This window comes from Pedobacter roseus (assembly GCF_014395225.1).
In the GTDB taxonomy this organism is placed as follows: Bacteria; Bacteroidota; Bacteroidia; order Sphingobacteriales; family Sphingobacteriaceae; genus Pedobacter; species Pedobacter roseus.
The window spans coordinates 5,947,381-5,971,676 of the sequence record NZ_CP060723.1 but is presented as its reverse complement, the minus strand read 5'-3'; the positions used below and the strand labels follow the sequence as shown (position 1 = coordinate 5,971,676).

General features: G+C 38.4%; 22 protein-coding genes. 14 read left to right on the top strand and 8 right to left on the bottom strand.

What is annotated here, in order from left to right; all coding sequences use genetic code 11:
* Window positions 1–156 precede the first annotated feature (156 nt).
* The 3 genes from H9L23_RS24780 to typA all read right to left on the bottom strand — a co-directional run bounded on the left by H9L23_RS24780 (window position 157) and on the right by typA (window position 3,596).
* Window positions 157–735 (bottom strand): NAD(P)H-dependent oxidoreductase, encoded by a 579-nt coding sequence (locus H9L23_RS24780; protein ID WP_187592794.1) that lies wholly within the window; start codon window positions 733–735, stop codon window positions 157–159.
* Window positions 736–798: 63 nt separating this feature from the next.
* Window positions 799–1,359, bottom strand: coding sequence for a Crp/Fnr family transcriptional regulator (locus tag H9L23_RS24775; RefSeq protein WP_187592793.1), 561 nt, complete (start codon window positions 1,357–1,359; stop codon window positions 799–801).
* 431 nt (window positions 1,360–1,790) lie between these two features.
* Window positions 1,791–3,596 carry a translational GTPase TypA gene (typA, locus tag H9L23_RS24770; RefSeq protein ID WP_187592792.1) on the bottom strand — a complete coding sequence of 602 codons (1,806 nt, stop codon included), beginning with the start codon at window positions 3,594–3,596 and terminating at the stop codon, window positions 1,791–1,793.
* Window positions 3,597–3,823: 227 nt separating this feature from the next.
* Here typA and H9L23_RS24765 point away from each other — a divergent pair, with 227 nt between their 5' ends.
* Window positions 3,824–4,180, top strand: coding sequence for a DUF4180 domain-containing protein (locus H9L23_RS24765; RefSeq protein WP_187592791.1), 357 nt, complete (start codon window positions 3,824–3,826; stop codon window positions 4,178–4,180).
* A 395-nt stretch (window positions 4,181–4,575) separates the two neighbouring features.
* On the opposite strand, the gene H9L23_RS24760 is transcribed toward H9L23_RS24765, so the two are convergent.
* Entirely contained in the window at window positions 4,576–5,067 is a 492-nt protein-coding gene (locus H9L23_RS24760; protein WP_246474775.1) for a VOC family protein, read from the bottom strand.
* Window positions 5,068–5,170: 103 nt separating this feature from the next.
* Here H9L23_RS24760 and H9L23_RS24755 point away from each other — a divergent pair, with 103 nt between their 5' ends.
* Window positions 5,171–5,848, top strand: coding sequence for a TIGR02117 family protein (locus tag H9L23_RS24755; RefSeq protein ID WP_187592790.1), 678 nt, complete (start codon window positions 5,171–5,173; stop codon window positions 5,846–5,848).
* 119 nt (window positions 5,849–5,967) lie between these two features.
* Here the strand turns inward: H9L23_RS24755 and H9L23_RS24750 are convergent, their stop codons facing one another.
* A complete protein-coding gene (locus tag H9L23_RS24750; protein WP_187592789.1) occupies window positions 5,968–6,780 on the bottom strand; it encodes an alpha/beta hydrolase in 813 nt (270 codons plus the stop codon).
* Between the two features lie 181 nt (window positions 6,781–6,961).
* Between H9L23_RS24750 and H9L23_RS24745 the strand changes: the two genes are divergently transcribed.
* The 11 genes from H9L23_RS24745 (at window position 6,962) to H9L23_RS24695 (ending at window position 19,485) form a co-directional block, all read left to right on the top strand.
* A complete protein-coding gene (locus H9L23_RS24745; protein ID WP_187592788.1) occupies window positions 6,962–7,669 on the top strand; it encodes an esterase family protein in 708 nt (235 codons plus the stop codon).
* Window positions 7,670–7,772: 103 nt separating this feature from the next.
* Window positions 7,773–8,828 carry an ATP-grasp domain-containing protein gene (locus tag H9L23_RS24740; protein ID WP_187592787.1) on the top strand — a complete coding sequence of 352 codons (1,056 nt, stop codon included), beginning with the start codon at window positions 7,773–7,775 and terminating at the stop codon, window positions 8,826–8,828.
* 29 nt (window positions 8,829–8,857) lie between these two features.
* Window positions 8,858–9,958, top strand: coding sequence for a carboxylate-amine ligase (locus H9L23_RS24735; protein ID WP_187592786.1), 1,101 nt, complete (start codon window positions 8,858–8,860; stop codon window positions 9,956–9,958).
* A gap of 6 nt (window positions 9,959–9,964) precedes the next feature.
* Window positions 9,965–10,819, top strand: a complete 855-nt coding sequence (locus H9L23_RS24730; RefSeq protein WP_187592785.1) for a type 1 glutamine amidotransferase — start codon at window positions 9,965–9,967, stop codon at window positions 10,817–10,819.
* A gap of 114 nt (window positions 10,820–10,933) precedes the next feature.
* Window positions 10,934–12,121: a hypothetical protein gene (locus H9L23_RS24725; RefSeq protein WP_187592784.1), complete on the top strand. Its 1,188-nt coding sequence runs from the start codon at window positions 10,934–10,936 to the stop codon at window positions 12,119–12,121.
* Between the two features lie 664 nt (window positions 12,122–12,785).
* The gene (locus H9L23_RS24720) at window positions 12,786–12,944 is read left to right on the top strand and encodes a FeoB-associated Cys-rich membrane protein (RefSeq protein ID WP_082458743.1); all 159 of its coding nucleotides are present in this window, start codon (window positions 12,786–12,788) and stop codon (window positions 12,942–12,944) included.
* Window positions 12,945–12,955: 11 nt separating this feature from the next.
* A complete protein-coding gene (locus H9L23_RS24715; RefSeq protein WP_187592783.1) occupies window positions 12,956–13,543 on the top strand; it encodes a Crp/Fnr family transcriptional regulator in 588 nt (195 codons plus the stop codon).
* 254 nt (window positions 13,544–13,797) lie between these two features.
* Entirely contained in the window at window positions 13,798–14,328 is a 531-nt protein-coding gene (locus H9L23_RS24710; protein WP_187592782.1) for a YceI family protein, read from the top strand.
* 61 nt (window positions 14,329–14,389) lie between these two features.
* Window positions 14,390–15,259: a pirin family protein gene (locus H9L23_RS24705; RefSeq protein WP_187592781.1), complete on the top strand. Its 870-nt coding sequence runs from the start codon at window positions 14,390–14,392 to the stop codon at window positions 15,257–15,259.
* Window positions 15,260–15,454: 195 nt separating this feature from the next.
* On the top strand, window positions 15,455–18,859 hold the full coding sequence (locus tag H9L23_RS24700) for a glycosyltransferase (protein WP_187592780.1): 3,405 nt from the start codon (window positions 15,455–15,457) through the stop codon (window positions 18,857–18,859).
* A 164-nt stretch (window positions 18,860–19,023) separates the two neighbouring features.
* Window positions 19,024–19,485, top strand: a complete 462-nt coding sequence (locus H9L23_RS24695) for a DUF1440 domain-containing protein (protein WP_187592779.1) — start codon at window positions 19,024–19,026, stop codon at window positions 19,483–19,485.
* On the opposite strand, the gene ispF is transcribed toward H9L23_RS24695, so the two are convergent.
* Both ispF and porV read right to left on the bottom strand, forming a co-directional pair.
* Entirely contained in the window at window positions 19,482–19,961 is a 480-nt protein-coding gene (gene ispF, locus H9L23_RS24690) for a 2-C-methyl-D-erythritol 2,4-cyclodiphosphate synthase (protein ID WP_187592778.1), read from the bottom strand. The genes H9L23_RS24695 and ispF overlap by 4 nt on opposite strands.
* Before the next feature lie 44 nt (window positions 19,962–20,005).
* Window positions 20,006–21,199: a type IX secretion system outer membrane channel protein PorV gene (porV, locus tag H9L23_RS24685; RefSeq protein ID WP_187592777.1), complete on the bottom strand. Its 1,194-nt coding sequence runs from the start codon at window positions 21,197–21,199 to the stop codon at window positions 20,006–20,008.
* Window positions 21,200–21,863: 664 nt separating this feature from the next.
* Here porV and H9L23_RS24680 point away from each other — a divergent pair.
* Window positions 21,864–23,549, top strand: coding sequence for an SUMF1/EgtB/PvdO family nonheme iron enzyme (locus H9L23_RS24680; protein ID WP_187592776.1), 1,686 nt, complete (start codon window positions 21,864–21,866; stop codon window positions 23,547–23,549).
* 244 nt (window positions 23,550–23,793) lie between these two features.
* Here H9L23_RS24680 and H9L23_RS24675 read toward each other — a convergent pair whose 3' ends face one another.
* Entirely contained in the window at window positions 23,794–24,294 is a 501-nt protein-coding gene (locus H9L23_RS24675) for an acetyl-CoA carboxylase biotin carboxyl carrier protein subunit (protein WP_187592775.1), read from the bottom strand.
* Window positions 24,295–24,296: the final 2 nt, after the last annotated feature.

Genomic DNA, 24,296 nt, shown 5'->3' with positions numbered 1-24,296 from the left:
TTGGGACGATTTGTTTGCTTGGTAAAATGCAAAATTAAAGGCTGTACCAAAATGAATTGCCATCAAATTGTTAGTTTTTTATTCCTATAAGTTTTATGAAAATCTGCTGACAAAAAAACACTAAACTGATTAATAATCAGACTGGTGAATAAGCACTTACCTCAAGCGCCTACCGAGTTCAAATACTTCATTAACCCACTTTAATCTCTGCTTTTCCGTAGATGTTTTAACAACTCCTACATAAGTGATTTTAACCGGATTTATCCCACAAAACCGGAGTACACTTTTTTTGAACTGGTTAACGCTCGGCCGACCGAAAAAAAGGCGGTAATACCATGAGGGCTGGTCTAAAGTAGTAATGATCCGGGCTGTTTTCCCACTGAAGAGTTTATCCCACCAAATACTGTTTTCACGATACCTAAAGGCGATGCCAGGTAAAAACAAGCGGTCGATAAATCCTTTCATCAAGGCAGGCATACCTCCCCACCAAACCGGATGAACCCATACCAAATGATCAGCAGCTTTTATTTTTTCTAAACTATATAATAAATCAGGTTCCAATTCCATGCGCTGCTGGTAACCGAAAGCAAGGTTGGGATTAAAAGTTAAATCGGCGATGTGGATTAAAGAAACTGTGGCACCTGCCTCCATCGCTCCTTTATAATAAGCTTCTGCCAGGGCAAAATTAAGGCTGTTTTTATTTGGATGCCCGTTTAGGATTAAAATATTTTTCATGTTGCTATTATTTACAACACAAAATTAACCCTGATCTTTTGCTCAACAGGCAGACAAATGTCCTTAAATAATTTCTTTGCGGAGCCGGCTTAAGTGCCTCGGGGTAATGGCCAGAAACGACGCCAGATATTTTACTGGTATTTCTTTAATATAATCGGGATAATTTTTGAAGAGCTCCAGATAGCGCTGTTTAGCCGCATCTTTCTGGTACATAAAAATGCGTTTTTCTAAATGCAGGTATTGCTGCTCAGCGATGGTTTTTAGCAACTTTAATCCATTTATACTGGATGCAGCTAAATCATCAATCACTTCTTTTTTGATAATCAGCAAATCTACATTACTCATTGCCTGGATATTCTCTACGGTTGGGTTTCCGGTAATCAGAGAGGAATAAGCCGTCATAAACTGATTGGGAAAGGTAAGGCAATAAGTATATTCTTCTGCACTGGCAGAAGTATAATAAGAACGCAGAATACCCGATTTTATGAAAGCTACTTCTTTACAAACCTGATTCTCGGTAATGAAAAATTCTCCTCTTTTTAATGCCCTTGTTGTAGCATTTGCAGTGAAAACATCAATTTCTGCCGGTGAAAGAATATTAAAGGACTGAAGGTAAGTTTGCATGATTAAAATTTTGCAGGGGCAAGATAAGCAAAAATAAACGCGGGCGACTTTTCAAAATTAGTTAGGTCGCTACCCCAACTATGATCACAGAACCAAGCCACTTAAACCTTATTGAAGCGGTATCACCCGATTCTTTATCGGGTATTTAGCGGAAAGAAGGACTAACAATAAAAAATGTACTGAAACTGCTTTCCTCATCATTTTTATCACTACCTAAAACACCTAAGTAATGTTGAGAGAACTTTTATTATTTCATTAGATTATTACTTAAGAGTTGACAACTTTCAGCGCCTGTTTACAATAAAAGTTGTCAACTCGAATAAAACCGCTTTAAACACAAAAAAGCCCCGATTGACGTCGGGGCTTTAGTAATTGTATTTTTAAGTCCCCTTTTAGGGGATTTATGCCAAAGGCATCCTTTTGGGAGGGATCTAAGCGAACTGCTTTCCTTTAACTTTACGTTCTTGTTCTGTTAAGAAGATTTTACGTAAACGCATGCTTGCAGGTGTAACCTCGATGTACTCATCAGCCTGGATATACTCCATTGCTTCTTCTAAAGAGAATTTAATTGCAGGTGCAATACGGGTGTTATCATCAGTACCAGAGGCACGCATGTTGGTTAATGCTTTACCTTTTACTACGTTTACTACTAAATCGTTATCACGGATGTGCTCACCCATAATCTGACCTTCATAAACATCAGTTCCCGGATCGATGAAGAAACGACCTCTATCTTGTAACTTATCGATTGAATAAGCTGTAGTTTGTCCTTTTTCCATTGAAACCAATACACCGTTTAAACGACCAGGGATTGTACCTTTCCAAGGCTCGTAAGCTTTGAAACGGTGAGCCATAATCGCCTCGCCTGCTGTAGCCGTTAAAACGTTGTTACGTAAACCAATGATACCACGTGCAGGGATTTCGAATTCCAAGTGTTGTAAATCGCCTTTTGGCTCCATAATCAATAACTCACCTTTACGTTGAGTTACCAATTCGATTACTTTACCAGAAACTTCTCCCGGAACATCAACGATTAAAGTTTCAATCGGCTCATGTTTCTTTCCATCAATTTCTTTAACGATAACCTGAGGCTGACCTACCTGAATCTCATAACCTTCACGACGCATCGTTTCAATTAATACAGATAAGTGGAGGATACCACGACCATAAACCAACCAGGCATCAGGAGAAGCTGTTTCTACAACTTTCAAAGCCAGGTTTTTCTCAGTTTCTTTGATTAAACGCTCTTTAATACGTTGAGAAGTTACTAATTTACCTTCTTTACCAAAAAATGGAGAGTTGTTAATTGTGAACAACATGTTCATTGTTGGCTCATCAATGCTGATTACAGGTAATTGTTCTGGTGCTTCAAAATCAGCGATAGTATCACCAATATCAAAACCATCAATACCTACTACAGCACAAATATCACCCGAACTTACTTCTGTGGTACGGATTTTCCCTAAACCTTCGAAAGTATAAAGTTCTTTTACTCTTGTTTTAACAATTTTACCATCGCGTTTGATTAAAGTAACCGGTTGGTTTTCTTTAATGGTACCACGGTGAACACGACCGATTGCAATACGACCTACGAAAGATGAATAATCTAACGAAGTGATCTGCATTTGTAATGTACCATCGTTAATTGGCGCTGGTGGAATGTTAGCCACAACTGCATCCAATAAAGCAAAAATATCTGTAGTTGGTTTTTGCCAGTCGGTACTCATCCATCCTTGTTTAGATGAACCGTAAATTACCGGGAAATCCAATTGCTCTTCAGTTGCTTCAAGGTTAAAGAACAATTCGAAAATCTGCTCGTAAACCTCTTCCGGGCGACAGTTTTCTTTATCTACCTTGTTTACTACCACAATCGGTTTTAAACCAAGGGCTAAAGCTTTTTGCGTTACGAAACGTGTTTGAGGCATTGCACCTTCAAAAGCATCGCAAAGTAAAAGTACACCATCTGCCATTTTCAAAACACGCTCTACCTCACCGCCGAAATCCGCGTGACCAGGAGTGTCAATAATGTTAATTTTTACGTCTTTGTACTGAACTGATACGTTTTTAGATACAATCGTGATACCACGCTCGCGTTCTAAATCGTTATTATCCAATATCAAATCTCCTGTTTGTTCGTTGTCACGAAAAATAGAACAAGAGTGTAAAATCTTATCAACCAACGTGGTTTTACCGTGGTCAACGTGTGCTATAATAGCTATATTTCTAATCTTTTGCATAAAATGCGCCTCAAATTTGGCGCAAAGATAGTGTTTAGAAATGGATTTTCAACTATATAGCTCACTATTTAATGCTATGATAATGTTGCAATTATCTCATTTTTAAACAGAAAGGTGGAGCAGTTCTTTTTTTAACCAATTGCAGGTTTGAACAAAATGTTTAAAAGAAAACTTAATCTTTAAATTAGCTGCAATAAGTTATAACAGCTAACACTTACTAATTACAGATGAAAATTGAAATGCATACCATCAATAATATCAATATTGCAGAGGTTATCTCAGAAGAAATTATTATTAATGATGCAGTAGATGGCTTAGACTTATTGGGGAACCTATATTACCAGGGTTTTGATAAAATCATCATCCACAAACAAAATATCATCCCCGATTTCTTCGACCTGAAAAACGGAATAGCAGGAGAAATTCTTCAAAAATTCTCAAATTATCGGGTAAGCCTGGCTATTGTCGGCGATTTTAGCGCACCAAGTAAAAGCCTTAAAGATTTTATTTACGAAAGTAATAAGGGCAAACATATAAATTTCCTACCATCGACAGCAGAGGCCTTGCAAACAATTGCCGGTTAATATTCAAAGCTTTTCTGCAGTGTAAATACATTCCTGTAAGCATCACTTATGCTTTACGCTAACTTGCGCTGAAAAACTAGCAGGCTTTACCGAAGAATGCCGTCAATCCCAGGTGCGGGAAATCAAAAAAACAGTTGCAGCAAAGAACAATTAGCACTACCAAACCTCAAACGCAGTGGTTTTGTGTTTCATATTTGCAAAATCCACTCACCTGCTTCTAACAAACAAAACAAAGTGCCACTGTTTTTTTGATGCGAAATGGGCTTGTGTGGAAGCACATTGCTGGATTGACAAAGCGCTTTGGGTACTTTGGCGCTCCAAAGTACCATGCCACCGCGGCATAGAGCGGAAAAAAAATTTAAACTGCATCCAAAAGGCAACACTTCTTAGCAAGCTTAAATATTTCTATTTAGCCAATCCTGATATGAAACCACCCCCAGCTCTGGCCTCGCTTCTCCTTCCAGAATGGCAATGAATTCGAGCGCATGCCCATCCGGATCGTCAAAATAAATGGCTACAGCGGGCATCCAGGCAAAAACCATGGGTTCGTTACCACCACTATTGAGACGATTATAAGGTTGAAGCTGCTTAGATTCGAGAAACTGGACTGATTTATTTACTATATCATCCACGTCGCAACGAAAAGCAAAATGCCTGATATCAATTTCATTTTTTGGCTTTTCCCAAATCCCCAACATGGCTTCCTGCGGTTTACCGATCCAGAAAAAGGCAATTTTGCGTTCTTCTTCATAGTGGCATTGGGTTAAACCTAAAACATTGCTGTAAAAATCGATCGATCTTTGTAAGTCCTCCACATAAATATGTGTTTCAAATAATCCTTTTATCATCCGGTCAAGGTAGGAATAACTTAAATGTGAAAAAATCATGTTTTTCGATACTGCCATCAATAAAATCGATAGATAAAATTTTTCCGCAAATTTGGGTTACCAAAAATGCCGCTGTTGTATTAATTGTAACAAGCTGATTGGAATGAATAAGAGGACTTTAAAATATACAGGCAGATTTTTAGTAGTTTTTATCGCATTGATTGGAATTTACTTCCTCACTGCTTTTTGCTGCTCGCGTATTACCATAAACGCCAATCCAACAAACCCAAAAGAAATTGCCATTTATATTATGACGAATGGTGTACATACCGACATTGTGGTCCCCGCGGTTACCGGCCAAATAAACTGGACAAAAGAAATCAGTTATCAAAACACCTTAGAGGCTGATAGCACTTATCGATACCTGGCTATGGGCTGGGGCGATAAAAAATTCTACCTCGAAACACCAGAATTTTCAGACTTGAAGCTTAGCAACGGCTTAAGGGCCATCTCCGGATTGAGCACTTCGGCCATGCATACCACATACTATAAAAACATTGTAGAAGATGTAAACTGTAAAAAAATAATGATCAGCAAAGTACAATACCAGTTATTGATCGATTACATTTTAAATAGTTTTACAAAAGATGAATCCGGACGTTTAATAAGCGTTAAATCAAACATTCACTACGATATTGGTGATGCTTTTTATGAAGCCAATGGAAGTTACAGCATTTTTAAAACCTGCAATACCTGGGCCAATGGTGCTTTAAAAAGTTGCAGACAACGAAGCTGCCTATGGACCATTTTTGATACCGGTATTTTTTTGAAGTATAAATAGCCATGCGATCGATTGTCATTCCCAACCCGATAGCTATCGGGTCGATTGGGAATCTTAAAGCGCTTGTATTACGATTCCCGCATGCGCGGGAATGACGACCATACTTATCGATTCTATCACTAAACCTCAAATGCCCAATCCAAAAAGGCAGGCATTACACTTTCCCAGGTTGGAACATCGTGTTTACCGCCCACTTTTTCATAATAAAAAACATTTTCGGGTCTTTTATAACCTTTATTCAAGAGGATTTTTACAATATCAATCGTATCATCGATCGAATCGATAATCATATTTTTATTCCGATCGGCCTTTTCATCTTCCGTTCCGGTCATCAACCAGAATTTCATATCAGCTTTGGTAGCTGTATTTTCGATTTTTGCATGCATAATGCGGTCGGCATCGGTATAACCATCTGCCAGATCCTTTTTTCTCCACCAAAATGCACCCGAAAAAACACCGATGGCATCAAAAGCAGTGGGATTGTTCCAGGCAATATCGAAAGCAGATAAACCACCTAAAGAGAAACCTGCAAAACCAACCCTACCGGTTATGGGCATTGCAATTTTCTTTTTAACAAAAGGCAGTAATTCTTTAATTACAAAATCGCTGTAAAGTTGGGCTTTAGCACCACGGCCTTTAAAATCGGGCACCCCTGCTACCCCATATTCCATTAAACGGTCATCTGACGCTTTAATGGCCACAACAATTAACCTATGGTTCCTTTTGCCATGATGAGCATCTTCCAAAATCCGTTTAAAGTCCATCTTGGCAATATCCTGTCCGTCATTTAAGAATAGAAGTTCTATTTTTTCATTTCCTAAAATACCTTCAGGTGTGTAAATATCTATTTCTACCTCGTGCTTTAAATAAGCAGATGGTATTTTAAAGTTGCTGATATTAACTTTTACCGATAAAATTGTTGTGTACATCATAATCAAATCCCCTAACACGTGGCTGTAGCCCCAGAATTTCGGGGCAAAGGTACAAATCTTGCTAAACTATTAATTACCAAAGCTTAATTTTTACATTTCACTTTGATTTTACATCAATTTAGGTCTTAAACTATTCTTTTTACAGATTTAAATTTATACCTTAAGTCATTCAATTTTTATTATGGTTAAAGAAGAACATAAGAAATGGTACAGCCCGAATTTAAGTGGCGAAATCGACATGCTCATCTTTGGTCACGGTGGTATCCCCATTCTGCTGTTCCCAACAAGCATGGGGCGATATTTCGAAAATAAGGATTTCAAGTTGATAGATTCTGTTGAAGGATTCATTAATGAGGGAAAAATTAAGATTTATTGTCCTGATGGAGTTGACAAATTGAGCTGGTACAACAAAAGTATTCATCCCGCAGAGCGGGTTAAGAACCACATCTGGTATGACAAATACCTGCTTGAAGAAGTTGCGCCTCTGGCCCGCCAGGAAACCGGACACAGTAAAATTATTACTGCTGGTTGTAGTTTTGGAGGCTATCATGCTGCAAATTTCGCTTTCAGGCACCCATGGCTGGTGAGCCACATGTTTAGCATGAGCGGCGCATTTGATATTTCTGGCCAGCTGGATGGTTTTTACAACGACGATGTTTATTTCAATAATCCTGTAGATAACCTTTTAAACAACAGCAACCCCGAACTGCATTACATGAAAATTGTGTTGGGTACAACCGACCGCGACATGTGCAGACCAGACAATGAGCGTTTATCAGAGATCCTAAACAAAAAAGGCATCGATCACTGGCTGGATATCAGACAAAATGCCGACCACGACTGGCCGATCTGGAGAGAGATGTTTCCGAATTATATTGCACAGTTATAGATTTAGTCCTAAATCCCGAGTTCTAAATCCAAAGTCGATTAGACTATAATAATCAAACAATTAACCGATTAACCAGTTAAACAATTAAACTAAAATAGTACCAATGAAAAAAATAGGGATTTTATTCGGACAGGAGCGTTCTTTTCCTGAAGCCGTAATCGAAAGGATCAATCAAAAAGCAGAAAAAGGCATTACCGCCGAAGCTGTTAAAATCGACAAAATATTTCAGAATGTACCGTTAGGCTATTCAGTCATCATCGACCGCATTTCGCAGGATGTGCCTTTTTACCGTGCATCTTTAAAAAATGCAGCCATTACCGGAACCGCAGTAATCAACAATCCATTTTGGTGGAGTGCCGACGAAAAATTTTTCAATAATGCACTGGCCGAACAGATTGGTGTGCCTGTACCCAAAACAGCATTAATACCTTCAAGAGAACATCCTACTGGAACCACAGGCGAATCTTTTTCTAATCTAGCCATGCCATTAGACTGGGATGCTATTTTCGAATACACAGGCTTCCCGGCTTACATGAAACCCTACGACGGTGGCGGCTGGAGAGATGTTTACAAATTACACAATAAAGAAGATTTTTTCGACAAACATAGCGGCACGCAACAATTGGTGATGCTTTTGCAGGAAGAAATCATTTTTGAAGAGTATTTCAGGTGTTATTGCATTGGGGGTAAACATGTACGCATTATGCAGTATGATCCCCGCAACCCTCACCATTTACGTTATGCAACAGAAGGAAAATCGCCTGATCCGAAACTGCTTAAAACAGTAGAAGAATACACACTTAAATTATGTCAATATTTAGGATACGACTTTAATACGGTAGAATTCGCAGTGCGCGATGGGGTGCCTATTGCAATCGATTTTTGTAACCCTGCACCAGATGCAGACATCAATAGCGTTGGTCAGGAAAATTTTGATTGGGTGGTAGAAACCACAGCCAATTATGCCATAGAAAGAGCGAAAGCACAAAAAGATGGTCAGGATAATTTAACCTGGGGCGAATACATTAAAGCCTCTGTTGGTGGCAAACCATTAATTACAAAATCAGCTCCAAAAGCGGCTAAAACGGCAACAGTAAAAAAAGCTACCGCAACAGAAAAAGCGCCTGCAAAGCCTAAAAAAGCAACAGCAAAAAAATAATTGGGATTTAAATTCTAATCAATACTAACATGAACGAGTTTACGCTGGGCATAGAAGAAGAGTACATGGTAATTGATCCCGTTACCCGAGAGCTTACTTCGCATGACCAAAAAATTGTAGAGGCCGCACAAAAAATTCACAAAGACCAGGTAAAGGCAGAAATGCACCAGGCCGTGGTTGAAGTAGGAACCGGAATTTGCAAAACCACCACCGAAGCCCGTAAAGAAATTTCGCAGTTGCGCTACACCGTATCGCAACTTGCCGGAGAACAGGGTTTGAGAATCGGTGCCGCTGGTACCCACCCATTTTCACATTGGGAAAAACAATTGATTACCGAACATCCCCGCTACAACGAAATTGTTAACGAGCTGCAGGAGGCTGCCCGTTCTAACCTTATTTTTGGGCTGCATGTACATGTTGGCTTTCAATCGCGTGAGCTGGCTATCCATATTGCCAATCAGGTGAGGTATTTTCTGCCCCACGTTTTTGCCTTATCAACCAATTCACCTTTTTGGGAATCGAGAAATACAGGTTACAAATCTTTCCGAACTAAAATTTTCGATAAATTTCCGCGTACAGGTATTCCTGATATTTTTAACAGCATTGAAGATTACGACAATTATGTGAAACTGCTCATCAAAACCAATTGCATGGATAATGCAAAGAAAATTTGGTGGGACATCCGAGTGCATCCATTTTTTGATACGGTGGAGTTCAGAATTTGCGATTGCCCGATGCTGATCGATGAAACCATGGCATTTACGGCATTATTTCAGGCATTATGTGCTAAACTATATAAACTGCGTTTGCAGAATATGGAGTTTATATCTTATTCAAGAGCGTTGATCAACGAAAATAAATGGCGGGCTGCACGTTATGGTATTGATGGCAATCTGATCGATTTCGGTAAAGAAATGGAAGTAAACTGCCGCAACCTTGTTTTAGAATTATTGGATTTTGTTGATGATGTAGTGGATGAGTTAGGTTGCCGTGAAGACATTAATTATGTACACAAAATTCTGGAGCATGGTACCGGAGCAGACAGACAGTTGGCTGTTTACCAGCAAACTGGTAACTTTGAGGCCGTGGTAGATTACATTACCACTCAAACACTTATAGGCGCAAAGTAATTTAAAATGGATAAAAGAAGCTTAAAGGTAGCCGTTATTGACATGAATAACGGCGCACCTAATCAGGGTATGCGGGGGATTCAGGAAATTTTATCCCGTTTCAGAATTGAAAACAATATCGATTTAATCTTTGATATTTTTGATTTAAGGCAAAAAGGCGAAATACCAGGCATCGGCTATGATGCTTATATTTCTAGCGGTGGACCAGGGAGCCCGATTGAAAGCAAAGGAGAGAAATGGGAAAATGATTTCTTTAACCTGCTCGACCAGATTGAAGCTTTTAATCAAAAAAGCGAACACAGAAAAAAATATGCTTTTTTAATCTGCCATTCCTTTCAATTGGCCTGCAGAAAATATGAGTTGGGCAATGTGACTGAGCGGAGGTCGAATGCTTTTGGGATTTTCCCGATTACACTGACCGAAGATGGAGAAAAAGATGAAATTTTTAATGGCATCACCAATCCTTTCTTTTCTGTTGACAGCCGCGACTGGCAGGTGATTGAACCCGATTTTGAAGCTTTTGAACGCAAAGGAGCTAAACTATTAGCCATTGAGAAAGAACGTAAACATATCGAATTAGAACGTTGTATGATGTCGATCCGCTTTTCAGATGAAATTATTGGCACACAATTTCACCCGGAAGCCGATCCGGTGGGCATGAAAATGTATTTGCTTCAGGACGAAAAGAAAAAAGCAATTAGCGATATGCACGGGGAGCAGAAATACCTCGATATGTTAAACAGTTTAGACGATCCGGCAAGGATTGTGCTTACCCAAAGTATTATTTTACCTAATTTTTTGCAAAAAGCAATTGGAGATTTGCAAAAACAGTCGTCATTGCGAACTGAAGAAGTGGATTGAGCGAATGGGTGAAGCAATCTTTTTCTACAACATAAAAGATTGCTTTGTTTCGATGATAAATCGCAAACTCACAATGACGATTTTTTGTAGCAATGACGAAAACTATAAAAACCTATGATACCTGCTCAACGCCAAAAATACAACCAACAGTTTACCACAGAAAAGTATCAGAACTTTTTAAAAGAGCTTAGTCAGGGTTATCCTGAAATTCCTTTCAGGGTAGCAGAAACTCCTATTTTTATACCAAAAGCTTTAAAGGAAAAATTGATTGCGGCCGGAGAGGAAATTATAAAACTGATTAAACAGCCCAATTTTAAAACGCTTACCCAAAAGGCAATCCCAGTAGATTGGATTGTTCCCAATGAAAACGAGCAGCCACACTTTCTAACCTTCGATTTTGGCATCTGCAAAGATAAAAATGGGGAACTCACGCCTATGTTGATTGAAATGCAGGGTTTCCCTTCTTTATATGGTTTTCAGCACCATTTAGCTAAAACTTTTAAGGCCAATTTCGACATAGATACTTCCGTAAATTATTTTTTAAACGGATTTGACGAGGAAAAGTACACTAAACTGCTTAAGGAAGTAATTATTGGAAAACACCAGCCAGAAGAGGTTGCTTTAATGGATGTTGATGCCCCTAATCAAAAAACCGCTATCGATTTTTTTGTCACCCAAAAATTATTGGGTATTAAGATCCTCGCACTCGAAGACATTAAAAAAATAGGCAAACAACTGTTTTACGAAGAAGATGGCAATCAGATTCAGCTAAAAAGAATTTATAACCGTTTAATTTTCGACGAAGTTGCCAACAACACCGAAATTTTTAAAAACAGTTTCGATCCGCGTGAAGAGCTCGATGTAGAGTGGGTAACACATCCCAATTGGTTTTACCGCATCAGTAAATATACTATGCCATTTCTAAAAAGCGAATTCGTACCCGAAACACGTTTTTTAAATGAGGTAAAAACAATTCCTGGCGATTTAGAAAACTATGTATTAAAGCCCTTATTTTCTTTCGCTGGTATGGGCGTTATTATCGATGTAACCGAAGCAGACGTTACTGATATCAAAGATCCTGAAAACTGGATTTTGCAGCGGAAAGTAAATTATGAACCCGCTGTTCAGGCGCCAGACGGTGGAGTAAAGGCCGAAATCAGGATGATGTATTTATGGCCTGATGGTGGTGAGCCTCAACTCTGTATTAACCTGGCCAGATTAAGCAGGGGCAAAATGATTGGTGTACGTTATAATGCCAATTTCGATTGGGTTGGTGGTACAATAGGTTTTATGGAGGAATAATACCTGTTTTCTTAACCACAGAGTACACAAAGAAAAAAGCACAGGTACACAGAGAAACAATCTCCGTGTTTTCTGTGAATCCGTGGCAAAACAAAAAAACTACACCTAAAATCTTCAATAACCATTCGGCCACGGAGACAAGGATGGCACGGAAAACAATGCCTAAGTAATATCCCTCCGTGTTTTCTATGAATCCGTGGCAAAACAAAAAACTACACCTAAAATCTTCAATAACCATTCGGCCACAGAGACACGGATGGCACGGAAAACAATGCCTAAGTAATATCCCTCCGTGCTTTCTGTGAATCCGTGGCAAAACAAAAAACTACACCTAAAATCTTCAATAACCATTCGGCCACGGAGACACGGATGGCACGGAAAACAATGCCTAAGTAATATCCCTCCGTGTTTTCTGTGAATCCGTGGCAAAACAAAAAAACTACACCTAAAATCTTCAACAACCATTCGGCCACGGAGACACGGATGGCACGGAAAACAATGCCTAAGTAATATCCCTCAGTGTTTTTTATGAATCCGTGGCAAAACATCTCTAAACCCGCTCACTGTACCCCTTATAAAACTCGGTTTTCTCTGTGGTAAAATACCCAGCAATAATTTACATTCACCTGAACACCAAAACACTAAAAGCACTTATATTTGTATTATGGATATTCAAACGATTTTAGTCTTTTTACTTTTTGCGGTAGCATTGGTATATGTTGGCCGTTTGGTTTTTAAATCTTTACAGGTAAAAAAAGATGGCTGTGGTGGAAATTGCAAATGTGGCGTAGATTTTTCCGATATTAAGCCCGTAAAAAAATAACGCCTATCTTTATGATTCACCAGTTTAAGGAATACTTTCAATCAAAAATAGAATTAACTGATGAGCAATTCGATAGCATTTCCGCTTCGCTAAAAGTTAAAAAATTCGAGAAAAACGAAATCATACAGTTTAAAGGAGATATGCTAAAATATGGCTTTTTCGTGGGTAAAGGCCTCTTAAGGTCTTATTCTATCGATTCGAAGGGTAAAGAACATATCATTCAGTTTGCCCCTGAAAACTGGTTTGTTTCCGACCGCAACCAGATGCATAATGAACCTTCTGATTTTTTTATCGAAGCGATAGAAACTACCGAAGCAGTTATCGTTCCCGATAATTTTATGAGCGAAGCTTCCCGTAAAGTTCCCTGCCTGTTAGCCTTAAATGTAACCATGCTGCATAATTCAATCCGTTTTATGCAAAAAAGGATCAATATGCTTTTAAGCGCCACCGCTGAAGAAAGATATCTGGATTTCATTAAACTTTACCCAAACCTTACCCTTCGCGTGCCGCAATGGATGATCGCATCTTACCTGGGCATCACCCCCGAATCACTCAGCCGTGTAAGAAAAGAACTGGCCAATAAACATTTTAGACCATAGAAAATTTTGAATGTGTGAGTTTTGAATGTGTGAGTTTTGAATGAGTGAGTTTTGAATGAGTGATTTTGGAATGATTGAATGTCTTAATTAAATCTAACCTTTCAACTTTTCAACCACTAACATTTCAACATTTCTATCATCCAATCCATCTATCATTCAATCATTTCCAATTACTTACCATACATCAATTCCCAATCAAACCCTGTACTGTACTTTTGTGATGTAAATATTAAACATCCTAAAAAACAAAAGATATGGCAACTACAAAATGGACATTAGATCCAACCCACAGCGAATTACAATTTAAAGTAAAACACTTAATGATTACTACTGTAACTGGTAGTTTAAAATCTTTTTCGGCAGAATTAACCTCTGAAGGTGATGAATTCGAAAATGCTGAAATTTCTTTTAAAGGTGATATCGATTCTATCGACACCGGAAATACCGACCGTGATAACCACTTAAAAAGCGGCGATTTCTTTGATGCCGAAAAATTTGCTCACATTGAGTTTAAATCTAGTGCAGTAGAAAAAGATGGTGGCGATTATATCGTTAAAGGTGATTTAACTATCAAAGGCGAAACTAAACCAGTAAAATTGACTGCAGAATTTGGCGGTATTGCTACCGATCCATGGGGAAATACGAAAGCTGGTTTTACTTTGAGCGGAAAAATTAACCGTTCTGATTTCGGCTTAACCTGGAATGCTGCTTTAGAAACCGGTGGTGTAATGGTAAGTGAAGAGGTTCGCCTTTTGGGTGAATTGCAGTTTGTGAAAAGCGTATAAGCGATAGGCGTTTGGCGATTAGCGTAATGCGCGCCAAACGCATAACAGAAAGGTTCCAATCATGGAAACAAAACAAATAAAAAATGTACTTAAAGCCCCTGCGCCGCACATGGTTGGCGATGGATTTAGGGTACACAACTTTTTCCCAAGCGGTTATGAAATTAACATGAGTCCATTTTTTTTATTGGACTATGGCTCTAAAATTGAATTTTCTGCGAGGAAAACCCCAAGAGGTGTTGGTGTTCATCCGCACCGGGGTTTCGAAACCGTAACCATTGCCTATCATGGTGCCGTTGCGCATCACGATAGCTCCGGGAACAGTGGAGTGATATATCCTGGCGATGTACAGTGGATGACTGCTGCAAGTGGTGTACTGCATAAAGAGTACCATGAAGAAAATTACAGTTTAACGGGCGGTCCTTTTCAAATGGTTCAGCTTTGGATCAATCTTCCGGCAAAAGATAAAATGAGCAAAGCGAAATATCAGGCCATTAAACAGGCTGATCTGGCTCATTTTGATTTACCAGAAAACAGAGGAAAAATCGAAATCATTGCAGGTAATTATCAAAAAATAAAAGGTAACGCCACCACCTTTACCCCTATTGAGCTGTATAATGCGAGATTAAATAAGGGCGGAGAAGCTGTCTTTAACTTTCCAGGGAATTTTAATACCGGCTTTATGGTAATTGAAGGATCAGTAAAAATCAACGGATCTGAAAATATATCAGCTGATCACTTTATTTATTTCGACAACAAAGGTGAAGAAATTAAGGTTGAAGCTTCAGAAAATAGTGTTTTACTTATTTTGAGCGGTCAGCCTATTGATGAGCCTATTGTTCAGTACGGTCCGTTTTTAATGAACACCGAGGCTGAGATTCATCAGGCCATTGAAGATTATAACCAGGGAAGATTTGGTTATTTAGAAGAGTAGAGGTTTATATAATTTATATTTTGAAGCCGGCATTTTTAACAAAATTTGCCGGCTTTTTTATGTCTGCTTAGAAATACAACCATAAAATAGTATCTTAGGATAAACTAACGATCACTCATCCCAGCCGTTTCATTTCATCATTCATCCAATCTTCATATTCGTTAGTGACTTTTGATCATAAATCAGAACAGAAAAATGTCCGGAAAACAAATATTTCAAACTGAGACTAAAAGACGCTGGAATACTTTTACATGGGTAAGCCGCACTTTCTTTTTAGTTTTCATCGTCGCAATCATCTGCGTAGTATATACCTTATCATCGGTACAGGCACCCAATTTGCCTTTTATTGATACGAATACGCCGCTAACGCAAAAGCAATTAGATAAGTTAAAAAAATCGCAGCAGTACAAGGATTTTACGATCGAGAAATCGAAACTTCAAAAAATCAAGAAAGACCGCGAGCACCGTATTTTAACCCACCGTGGCAACAGTAAGCGCATCAATATGGCTTTTTATGTAAGTTGGGCAGGAAGTAAAGACGCATCTATATCAGATTTAAAACGCAACATCAGCCATTTGGATATGGTGGCAACCGAATCGTTCTTTTTAAACGGCGATTCTATTGTCGACAAGGTAGATACAGCTGCATTGAAAGTAATCCACAATGGCAAAAAATCGGCTATTGCAGTGGTTTCCAATTACAACAAAGATCATTGGGATGGTGCGGCGGTAAAACGCCTGTTAAACAATCAACCGGCACAGCAAAAGTTGATTTACGACCTGATCGCGATCACTAAAAAATATGGCTATAGTGGCATTAACATAGATTTTGAAGAGCTTAACCTTGAAAACAGCGATAGTTTTAACAATTTCATGAAAAACCTATACGCCCAGTTTCATGCAGAAAAACTGATCGTTTCGCAGGATATCTCGCCAGAAAACGATGATTATAAGCCAGAAATCCTTCAAAACTATAATGATTACATTGTTTTAATGGCTTATGACCAGCATACTGATCAAAGTAATGCCGGCGACATTTCACACCAGGAGTGGGTGGAAGAAAAGCTGGACGATATCTGTAGCAAGGTAGATGCAGATAAGGTTATCCTGGCTTTAGCCTGTTACGGTTATGATTGGCCAAAAAATAGCATTGGCGTACCAATTACTTACGAACAAGCCATGACTACAGCGGTTAATTACAAAAGCAAAATTAACTTTAACCCCGAATCGGCCAATTTAAATTATAGCTATAATGATGGAAGTGGCATTAAACACGAAGTATATTTTACCGATGCGGCCACTTATTTTAACCTAATCCGCAAGGCTGATGACTGGGATATTGCCGGTATTGCCTTATGGCGTTTAGGATCAGAAGATAAACGTTTATGGTCTTTCATTTCCAATGACCTTAGCCTTGATACTTTAAAGAAAAAGCCTTTCGATCTGCGCAAAATTTCTTCACTAAATATGGGCGGTATTTCTTATTTAGGTGATGGCGAAATATTGGACCTGATTTCTACCCCTACTCCAGGCAGCGTAAAGTTTACCTTAAATAAAGACAATTTTTCTATTGCGGATCAAAAATACATCCGCCTTCCTGAGCAATATGTTATAAAAAGATTTGGAGAAGCGGATAAAAAAATTGCTTTAACCTTTGATGATGGTCCTGATCCGGTTTATACCCCACAGGTACTAAACATTTTAAAACAGGAAAAAGTACCCGGCTGTTTCTTTGTAGTGGGTATTATGGCCGAGCAGAATATGGAATTGTTAAGGCAGGAATATAATGATGGTTACGAAATTGGAAACCATACTTTTTTCCATCCCGACATGTCGGCTATCGGCCCAAGACGGGTAAAATTTGAGCTTAACGCCACGCGCCGTTTAATTGAAGCCGTTACAGGCCACAGCACCATTTTGTTCCGCGCACCGTTTAATGCCGATGCCGAACCTCAGAACATTTCAGAAATTTTGCCGGTTGCGCAAAGCAGAAAAGAAAATTATATCAACATCGGTGAATACATCGATCCGGAAGATTGGCAGCCTGGAAAAACTGCCGATCAGATTTTTAATGAAGTGGTAAAACAGCATGAAAATGGGAACATCCTTTTGTTGCATGATGCAGGGGGTAATCGGGAGGCTACTGTTGCCGCTTTGCCAAGGATTATCAAATTCTTTAAAGCCAAAGGATATACTTTTACCACCGTTGGCGATTTAATGGGCAAAAAAAGATCAGAATTGATGCCTGCGGTTAAATCAACAGCAAATAGCGGTTTCAGCGGTTCTGGAGACTATTTTTTCATTAATTTCTTTTACTACGGAAACATGATTTTGAACATCATATTTTCTGTTGCCATTGTATTGGCCATTTTAAGAACCATATTTATCGCTTACCTGGCCATTAGACAACGAAAAAGAGCAAAACGTAATGTGGGCAAATTAATCGCCAATCCTTCTGAGCAAGTGAGTATCATTATTCCCGCTTACAATGAAGAAGTTACGGCTGTACAAACCATTAATAGCCTCTTAAAAACTACTTATCCCAATTTTGAGCTCATTTTTGTTGATGACGGATCGAAGGATAAAACCTTTGAAATCATTAACGAACATTTTGGCAATCACCCGCAAGTAAAGGTTTTCAGAAAAGAAAATGGTGGTAAAGCATCAGCTTTAAATTATGGTATTTCAAAAGCAAGTTCTGAGTTTGTAATCTGTATTGATGCGGACACGCAACTAAAAGATGATGCGGTAACCGAACTGATGCGCTATTTCTATAGCGAAAAAATTGCAGCTGTTGCCGGAACGGTTAAAGTTGGAAATGCCAATAACATCATTACCAAATGGCAATCTATTGAGTACATTACAGCTCAGAATATGGATAGAAGGGCCTTCGACCTGTTAAATACCATTACTGTTGTTCCGGGAGCAATTGGTGCCTTTAGAAAAAACGTAATCATTGAAATCGGCGGTTTCACTGTCGATACCCTCGCTGAAGATTGCGACTTAACGATGCGCATTTTAAAAGCAGGTTATAAAGTTAAAAACTGCGATAGCGCAATTGCTTACACAGAAGCGCCAGAAACGGTAAATATGCTTTTGAAACAACGTTTCCGCTGGAGTTTTGGAGTAATGCAAAGTTTCTGGAAAAACAGAAAAACACTGCTTAACAAAAAGTATGGCTATTTTGGAATGGTGGGCATGCCTAATATTCTGATTTATCAGATCATTTTACCTTTATTTTCCCCACTTGCCGATCTTTTCATGCTGATTTCCTTAATAAGTGGATTATTTTCGTTAAGTGCCATCAACAATTTAACACTAACCGGCTTTTCGGGCATTTTAAGCCTGCATAATGGATTTGGACAAGTGCTATTTTACTACATCATTTTTATTGTGGTAGATATGTTCTTCGCCGCCATTGCCTTCCGAATGGAAAAAGAGAAATATACCAACTTACTTTACATTTTCCCACAACGTTTTTTCTGGAGACAATTGATGTACGTAGTGCTGTTCCGCTCTTTCAGAAAAGCGATAAAAGGTGAGTTAGAAACATGGGGGACCTTAAAAAGAACAGGTAACGTAAAAGAGCAAACAGCTTAAAAATGAGGCTTACTTCCAAAGTATCATGGCATGATCGCAGGCAGACTTCGGAAGTCAACATAAAAAAAGTCAAGTTTTTTTTTAAAAACTTGACTTTTTTTCCCATCTATTTAAAAAACATAACCAATTAATAATAAGTCATTTAAAAATAATTATTATTGTTAATGGAAAATTCTAACCAAAACACATTTTCATTAAAAAAGGTATTTTTGATCTCACTCATTGCCGGAACTTTGGATGGCCTGGCGGCAGTAATATTCCTGGCAAAAATGAATTTTACCGGTGTATTTCAATATATCGCAAGTGCCGTTTTAGGGAACGCAGCTTTTACAGGTGGGATTAAAACAGCCATAATTGGTTTAACATTACACTATTTCATTGCCTTTAGCTTTACGCTGCTTTATACCTTCGCGAGTACAAAAATAGCTTTGCTTAAACAGCATTTTATATTATCAGGAGTTATTTATGGTTTAGTTGTCTGGACGGTTATGAACTTAATAATTGTTCCGCTTACCAAAATACCAGCAACACCATTCCACTACGAGAAAGCTGTTTTAAATGCTGTAATCCTAATTTTTTGTATTGGTCTACCGATTTCTTATTTAACCGCCCGTAAAATTAATTAAGGCTTTTCTATCAAACAAACGGCATAAGAAACAACGCCTTCTTCCCTGCCGATAAAGCCCATCTGCTCGTTAGTAGTTGCTTTTATAGAAATATCTTCGGTGGAAATACCTATTGCGTCAGCAATATTCTGTTGCATGGCAGGAATATGTGGATTAATTTTTGGCGCCTCTAAACAAAGCATGGCATCAATATTACCAATCTGCCATCCTTTATCGGCCAATAGTTTAACCGTTTCTTTTAATAAAATAATGCTGCTGATCCCTTTCCAACGGTCATCCGTGTTTTTAAAGTGGAAACCGATATCGCGTAAATTGGCTGCACCTAACAGTGCATCGCAAATGGCGTGGAGAAGAACATCGGCATCCGAATGTCCATACGCACCTTTATGATGGTCTAATGTAACACCGCCTACAACAAAAGGATGCTGATCTTTTAACTGATGCACATCAAATCCGAAACCTACTCTAATTTTCATGGAAATTTTGGTTAATAATTGCTCAAAACTGTTAATCGGCTAAATTACTTTTTAACAATCTTTTTGTCGCCAAAGTTAAACAATAGACCAAAACGCAGGGTATTTGCAAGCGGACTTGTTTGTGCATTTGCAATTAAATAGGAGAAATCGATATTAAATACGTTGTATTTTAGGCCAAGGCCTAAGGTAAAGTAACGGCTATCGCCTTTCATTGGACTCTGGTAATTGTAACCTGCCCTTACGGCAAATTGCTGATTGTACCAGTATTCAAGGCCTGTTGAAATCCCAACTTCTTTCAATTCTTCTTTAAAACCACCGGGTGCATCGCTAAACGAACCAAAAATACCGGCAGGTACCGAACGGTTAGGATCTTTACCGCTTATAATATTGTTGTTCGAATCGTATATTGGCTGTGTTGGCACCAACAGTTTATTAAAATCAAGCGCAAATGTTAAGGTGCTAAAATCATCCATTGTGAAGGTAGATGCACCGCCTATTTTAAAATTGGTAGGCAAAAAGAAATTCTCACCACCATCAGAATAACTCATTTTAGTTCCGATGTTTGAGATATTGGCACCTGCAGAAAGAATAGCCTGTTTGCCAAAAAGTGTTGTTGATGTTTTATATAATCCTGAAATATCAACCGCTAAAGCATTTCCGCTGTGCACCTGCCCTGAAGATGAAAATTGCCCTGATGCCAGGTTGGAGTTAATGTATCTCAAAGAGGTTCCCAAAGAAAATTCTTCGCCAAAACTGCGGGCATAAGAAACATCAAATGCCAGTTCGCTTGGATTCGAAATACCCAGATCCTGCTGGTTAATATCAGTAAGCTGGATAGAACCTAACGAAAAATACCTCAATGAAGCGCCAATGGTATTGCGATCGTCTAACTTATAAAAACCACTTAAATAAGCAAGGTTGATATCCGGAACCAAACTTTTTAACCATGGACTGTAAGAAACAGAAAAACCATAAGGTTTATCCAAAAAAGCAAGTTTAGAAGCGTTTATACTGGCCGAATTTACGTCTCCGGCAACCGCAACACCCGCATCGCCCATTGCTCCGGCACGGGCATCGGGGGTAATCAGCAGAAATGGAACTGCTGTTATAATATTGTTTAACTCACTGCCGTTGGGTTGTGTATTATTGCCTATAACCACTTGGGCGTTTGTTTTACCAAACACCAAAGCCATTGAGATTGCAGAAAAAGCAAGTTTACTGATGTACTTGAAATTCATCCTTTAAAGGTACGTAATTTTAGATCTTGGTGTTTAGCAATAAATGAGATATACTCTGTAACGTAAAACCAAAACTTATATTTTACCAAATTACGAATTCTAGCATTATTTACTAATTAAACCTACGATTTTTACATAGGGGTGTGACAGCATAAATCGTAAGCAACAAATTTATAGCCATTTAGCCTGTAAACGAAATCATTTTGATCTTTTTAAATATTTTTTATTAAACAATTTAGCGCATTTGTAGCCAAATATCCTTAAACCAAATATGGTTAAATTATTTGCAATCTCTGTAATTGTTATCCGGTTATGTGTGTTTGCGAACAAAATAATTAATCTCCACAATGACTCAGCTGTCTAAACCCGATCGACCGATAGATTTATCAAATAAAATTAGAAATTAATACAAATGTGAATATGTTATGCATCACTATTTATATTTATGTTTTGCAACCCTCAATTTACATTTTATATTGCTTATTTATAATTATTTAGCTAAAATTCCGTTTAAAAAACAAAGAGACACAATACGATATAAAATAATACGTTAAGGCTTAAAAATATAATCGATATTTTATTGTCACATAATTTATATATTCATTTAAAATTTGTTTAATTTTATCGTCTGAATTGCCTATTGGCGATATTTCCAATGTATTATATGAAAAAACTATTACTATATTCTTTTACCTGTTTATCACTAGCCGCCCTGCTTTCGAGTTGTAGCTCAAAAGGCGGGAACAGTTCAAGTAAAACGGGTATTCCTTATGCAGACAGGAAAAGCAAAAACAACCAATCTGGTGCCTTTGCTGTAGCAACCAAATATAAAAGAGCACCGGGGCCAGGCTTAATAGCAATTGAAGGCGGGGTTTTGGTAGTAGGTGGTAGTGCCATCGAAGTACCGGGTGTTGAGCCTAATATCTATAACTACAAAAGACAGGTTACCGTTCCATCTTTCTACATGGATGAAACTGAAGTATCGAATACTGATTGGTTGGAATACTTGCACTGGATCAGGTATAACTTCCCTGAAGATCGTGAATATTATTACAATGAACTTCCTGATACTTTGGTTTGGCGCCAGTCTTTATCCTATAACGAACCTTACGTTGATAATTATTTAAGGCATCCGGCTTACCGTGATTACCCTGTTGTGGGTGTTTCCTGGGAGCAGGCCTCACGTTATTGCGAATGGAGGACCTCAAGAGCAAACGAATTCATTTTGCGTGAAAAAGGGATCTTAACTGATTATAGAACACTTGCGGGTAATGCAAGAGGGAACAATGCTGCTACGGCCGCCGCTTCCCCGAAACCAGATAAGCCATATAATACTGATGCCTATCTTAACAATCAATACAATGATATAGGTAGAAATGCACCTATTGACTATAATACAAAAGCTGGTGCAGCTACCACAACCGCAGGAGGAACTGCTGCAGCTACAGGAGGCAGAAACGGTCAGCCAAGAAGAACGGCAACTTTGGAAGATGGCGTAATTATGCAGCCTTACCGTTTACCAACAGAAGCTGAATGGGAATATGCTGCATTAGGCTTAATTGGAAATACAGAATACGAAAATATTAATCAGAATAAAATTTACCCTTGGAACGGTTTAGGTGTTAGTTCGGCCAAAAAGAAAACCAGAGGTATGATTCAGGCCAACTTTAAAAGGGCTCCCGGAGATTATATGGGTGTTGGTGGTTCACTGAATGATAAAGGAGATTTAACGGTTCCGGTTATTCAATATGCACCAAACGATTTCGGTTTGTATAACATGGCTGGAAACGTAAATGAATGGGTTAACGACGTTTACAGAACAGCTACATTTACTGATGCTGATGCGTTTAACCCTTATCGTGGTAACTATTTCACCAACAAAAAGTTAGAAGATTCGCAAAGCGGAAAAATTGCTTTGGATAAGTATGGTAATCCAATTAAGGAAAATGCTTATTCAGGCAGAAAACAAACCTGGGCAGAAAAACAAGCGCAGGCTAAACGTTCTGATTCAATCTCAAAATCTACAGATCCACAGGCTGCAGTAGCAGCATCTAGTACTTATCAAGCCGATCAAAGAGGGTACCGTGACAGACAAAACACTTTACTTAATGAAGAAGGTGTAACCCTGGTAAACGATAAATCGAGAGTTTACAAAGGCGGTTCGTGGAACGATATGGCTTACTGGTTAAACCCTGCAACCCGCCGTTTTATGCAACAGGATGAATCATCGGCAGAAGTTGGTTTCCGTTGTGCCATGACGATGCTTGGTGCTCCAGAGATCAGTACTTCCGGAAAAAGAAGTTTTAAAACTCCACCTCCAAAACCTTACAGGGTTAGCAGAGGTAAATAATATAGAAAAGTCCCGATCATAAATCGGGACTTTTTTTTGCTTTGTATTTTGTAGTATACTTTGGTTATCGGATAATAAAAAGAAACTCGTCATCTAAAGTACATTGCACTCTGCTATTTTTACTTATAAGGATAGGCACACGAAGCAAACTTAAAACAATCGCTATAACCCATAGGTATAAGATTGCTTCGTCGGCTGAAAAAGCCTTCTCGCAATGACGATATCCCGAGGTAAAAAAATTTGTTTACTTAAATTGAACCAAAATCTGGTTTTTCTCTACCTTATCTCCCTGTTTAACCAATACCTTTTTTATTACGCCATCTGTTGATGATTTCAAGATATTTTCCATTTTCATGGCTTCGAGGATAAGTAGATTATCTCCCTTTTTCACTTCTGTATTTTCTTCAATCAATACTTTAAGAACCAGTCCAGGCATTGGGGCTTTAATTTCAGAAATTTTATTAGAGGTTAAATTATCCAATCCAAGCTGCTTTAACAAAACATCAAACTGATCTTCGATACTGATCTGGTAAGTATTACCATTAACCTTTATTTTACAGGTTTTTTCAGCCTTATTTATTTCAACAAGTTCTGTATTAAAAGACCTGTTTTGGTATAGAACATGGGTATTGTTATGGCCAAGCGTACTCACATCGAGTTGAACCTGTTCTCCATTTACTAAAAAAGCTGAATCCTTATTCTCAATTTCGAATAAAAACTGATCATTTACTTTTACTTTATACATGG

Bases quoted from the DNA above. Each gene is read 5' to 3' on its own strand.
- H9L23_RS24780 (WP_187592794.1), bottom strand. From the start codon at position 735: ATGAAAAATATTTTAATCCTAAACGGGCATCCAAATAAAAACAGCCTT.
- H9L23_RS24775 (WP_187592793.1), bottom strand. From the start codon at position 1,359: ATGCAAACTTACCTTCAGTCCTTTAATATTCTTTCACCGGCAGAAATT.
- typA (WP_187592792.1), bottom strand. From the start codon at position 3,596: ATGCAAAAGATTAGAAATATAGCTATTATAGCACACGTTGACCACGGT.
- H9L23_RS24765 (WP_187592791.1), top strand. From the start codon at position 3,824: ATGAAAATTGAAATGCATACCATCAATAATATCAATATTGCAGAGGTT.
- H9L23_RS24760 (WP_246474775.1), bottom strand. From the start codon at position 5,067: ATGATTTTTTCACATTTAAGTTATTCCTACCTTGACCGGATGATAAAA.
- H9L23_RS24755 (WP_187592790.1), top strand. From the start codon at position 5,171: ATGAATAAGAGGACTTTAAAATATACAGGCAGATTTTTAGTAGTTTTT.
- H9L23_RS24750 (WP_187592789.1), bottom strand. From the start codon at position 6,780: ATGATGTACACAACAATTTTATCGGTAAAAGTTAATATCAGCAACTTT.
- H9L23_RS24745 (WP_187592788.1), top strand. From the start codon at position 6,962: ATGGTTAAAGAAGAACATAAGAAATGGTACAGCCCGAATTTAAGTGGC.
- H9L23_RS24740 (WP_187592787.1), top strand. From the start codon at position 7,773: ATGAAAAAAATAGGGATTTTATTCGGACAGGAGCGTTCTTTTCCTGAA.
- H9L23_RS24735 (WP_187592786.1), top strand. From the start codon at position 8,858: ATGAACGAGTTTACGCTGGGCATAGAAGAAGAGTACATGGTAATTGAT.
- H9L23_RS24730 (WP_187592785.1), top strand. From the start codon at position 9,965: ATGGATAAAAGAAGCTTAAAGGTAGCCGTTATTGACATGAATAACGGC.
- H9L23_RS24725 (WP_187592784.1), top strand. From the start codon at position 10,934: ATGATACCTGCTCAACGCCAAAAATACAACCAACAGTTTACCACAGAA.
- H9L23_RS24720 (WP_082458743.1), top strand. From the start codon at position 12,786: ATGGATATTCAAACGATTTTAGTCTTTTTACTTTTTGCGGTAGCATTG.
- H9L23_RS24715 (WP_187592783.1), top strand. From the start codon at position 12,956: ATGATTCACCAGTTTAAGGAATACTTTCAATCAAAAATAGAATTAACT.
- H9L23_RS24710 (WP_187592782.1), top strand. From the start codon at position 13,798: ATGGCAACTACAAAATGGACATTAGATCCAACCCACAGCGAATTACAA.
- H9L23_RS24705 (WP_187592781.1), top strand. From the start codon at position 14,390: ATGGAAACAAAACAAATAAAAAATGTACTTAAAGCCCCTGCGCCGCAC.
- H9L23_RS24700 (WP_187592780.1), top strand. From the start codon at position 15,455: ATGTCCGGAAAACAAATATTTCAAACTGAGACTAAAAGACGCTGGAAT.
- H9L23_RS24695 (WP_187592779.1), top strand. From the start codon at position 19,024: ATGGAAAATTCTAACCAAAACACATTTTCATTAAAAAAGGTATTTTTG.
- ispF (WP_187592778.1), bottom strand. From the start codon at position 19,961: ATGAAAATTAGAGTAGGTTTCGGATTTGATGTGCATCAGTTAAAAGAT.
- porV (WP_187592777.1), bottom strand. From the start codon at position 21,199: ATGAATTTCAAGTACATCAGTAAACTTGCTTTTTCTGCAATCTCAATG.
- H9L23_RS24680 (WP_187592776.1), top strand. From the start codon at position 21,864: ATGAAAAAACTATTACTATATTCTTTTACCTGTTTATCACTAGCCGCC.
- H9L23_RS24675 (WP_187592775.1), bottom strand. From the start codon at position 24,294: ATGTATAAAGTAAAAGTAAATGATCAGTTTTTATTCGAAATTGAGAAT.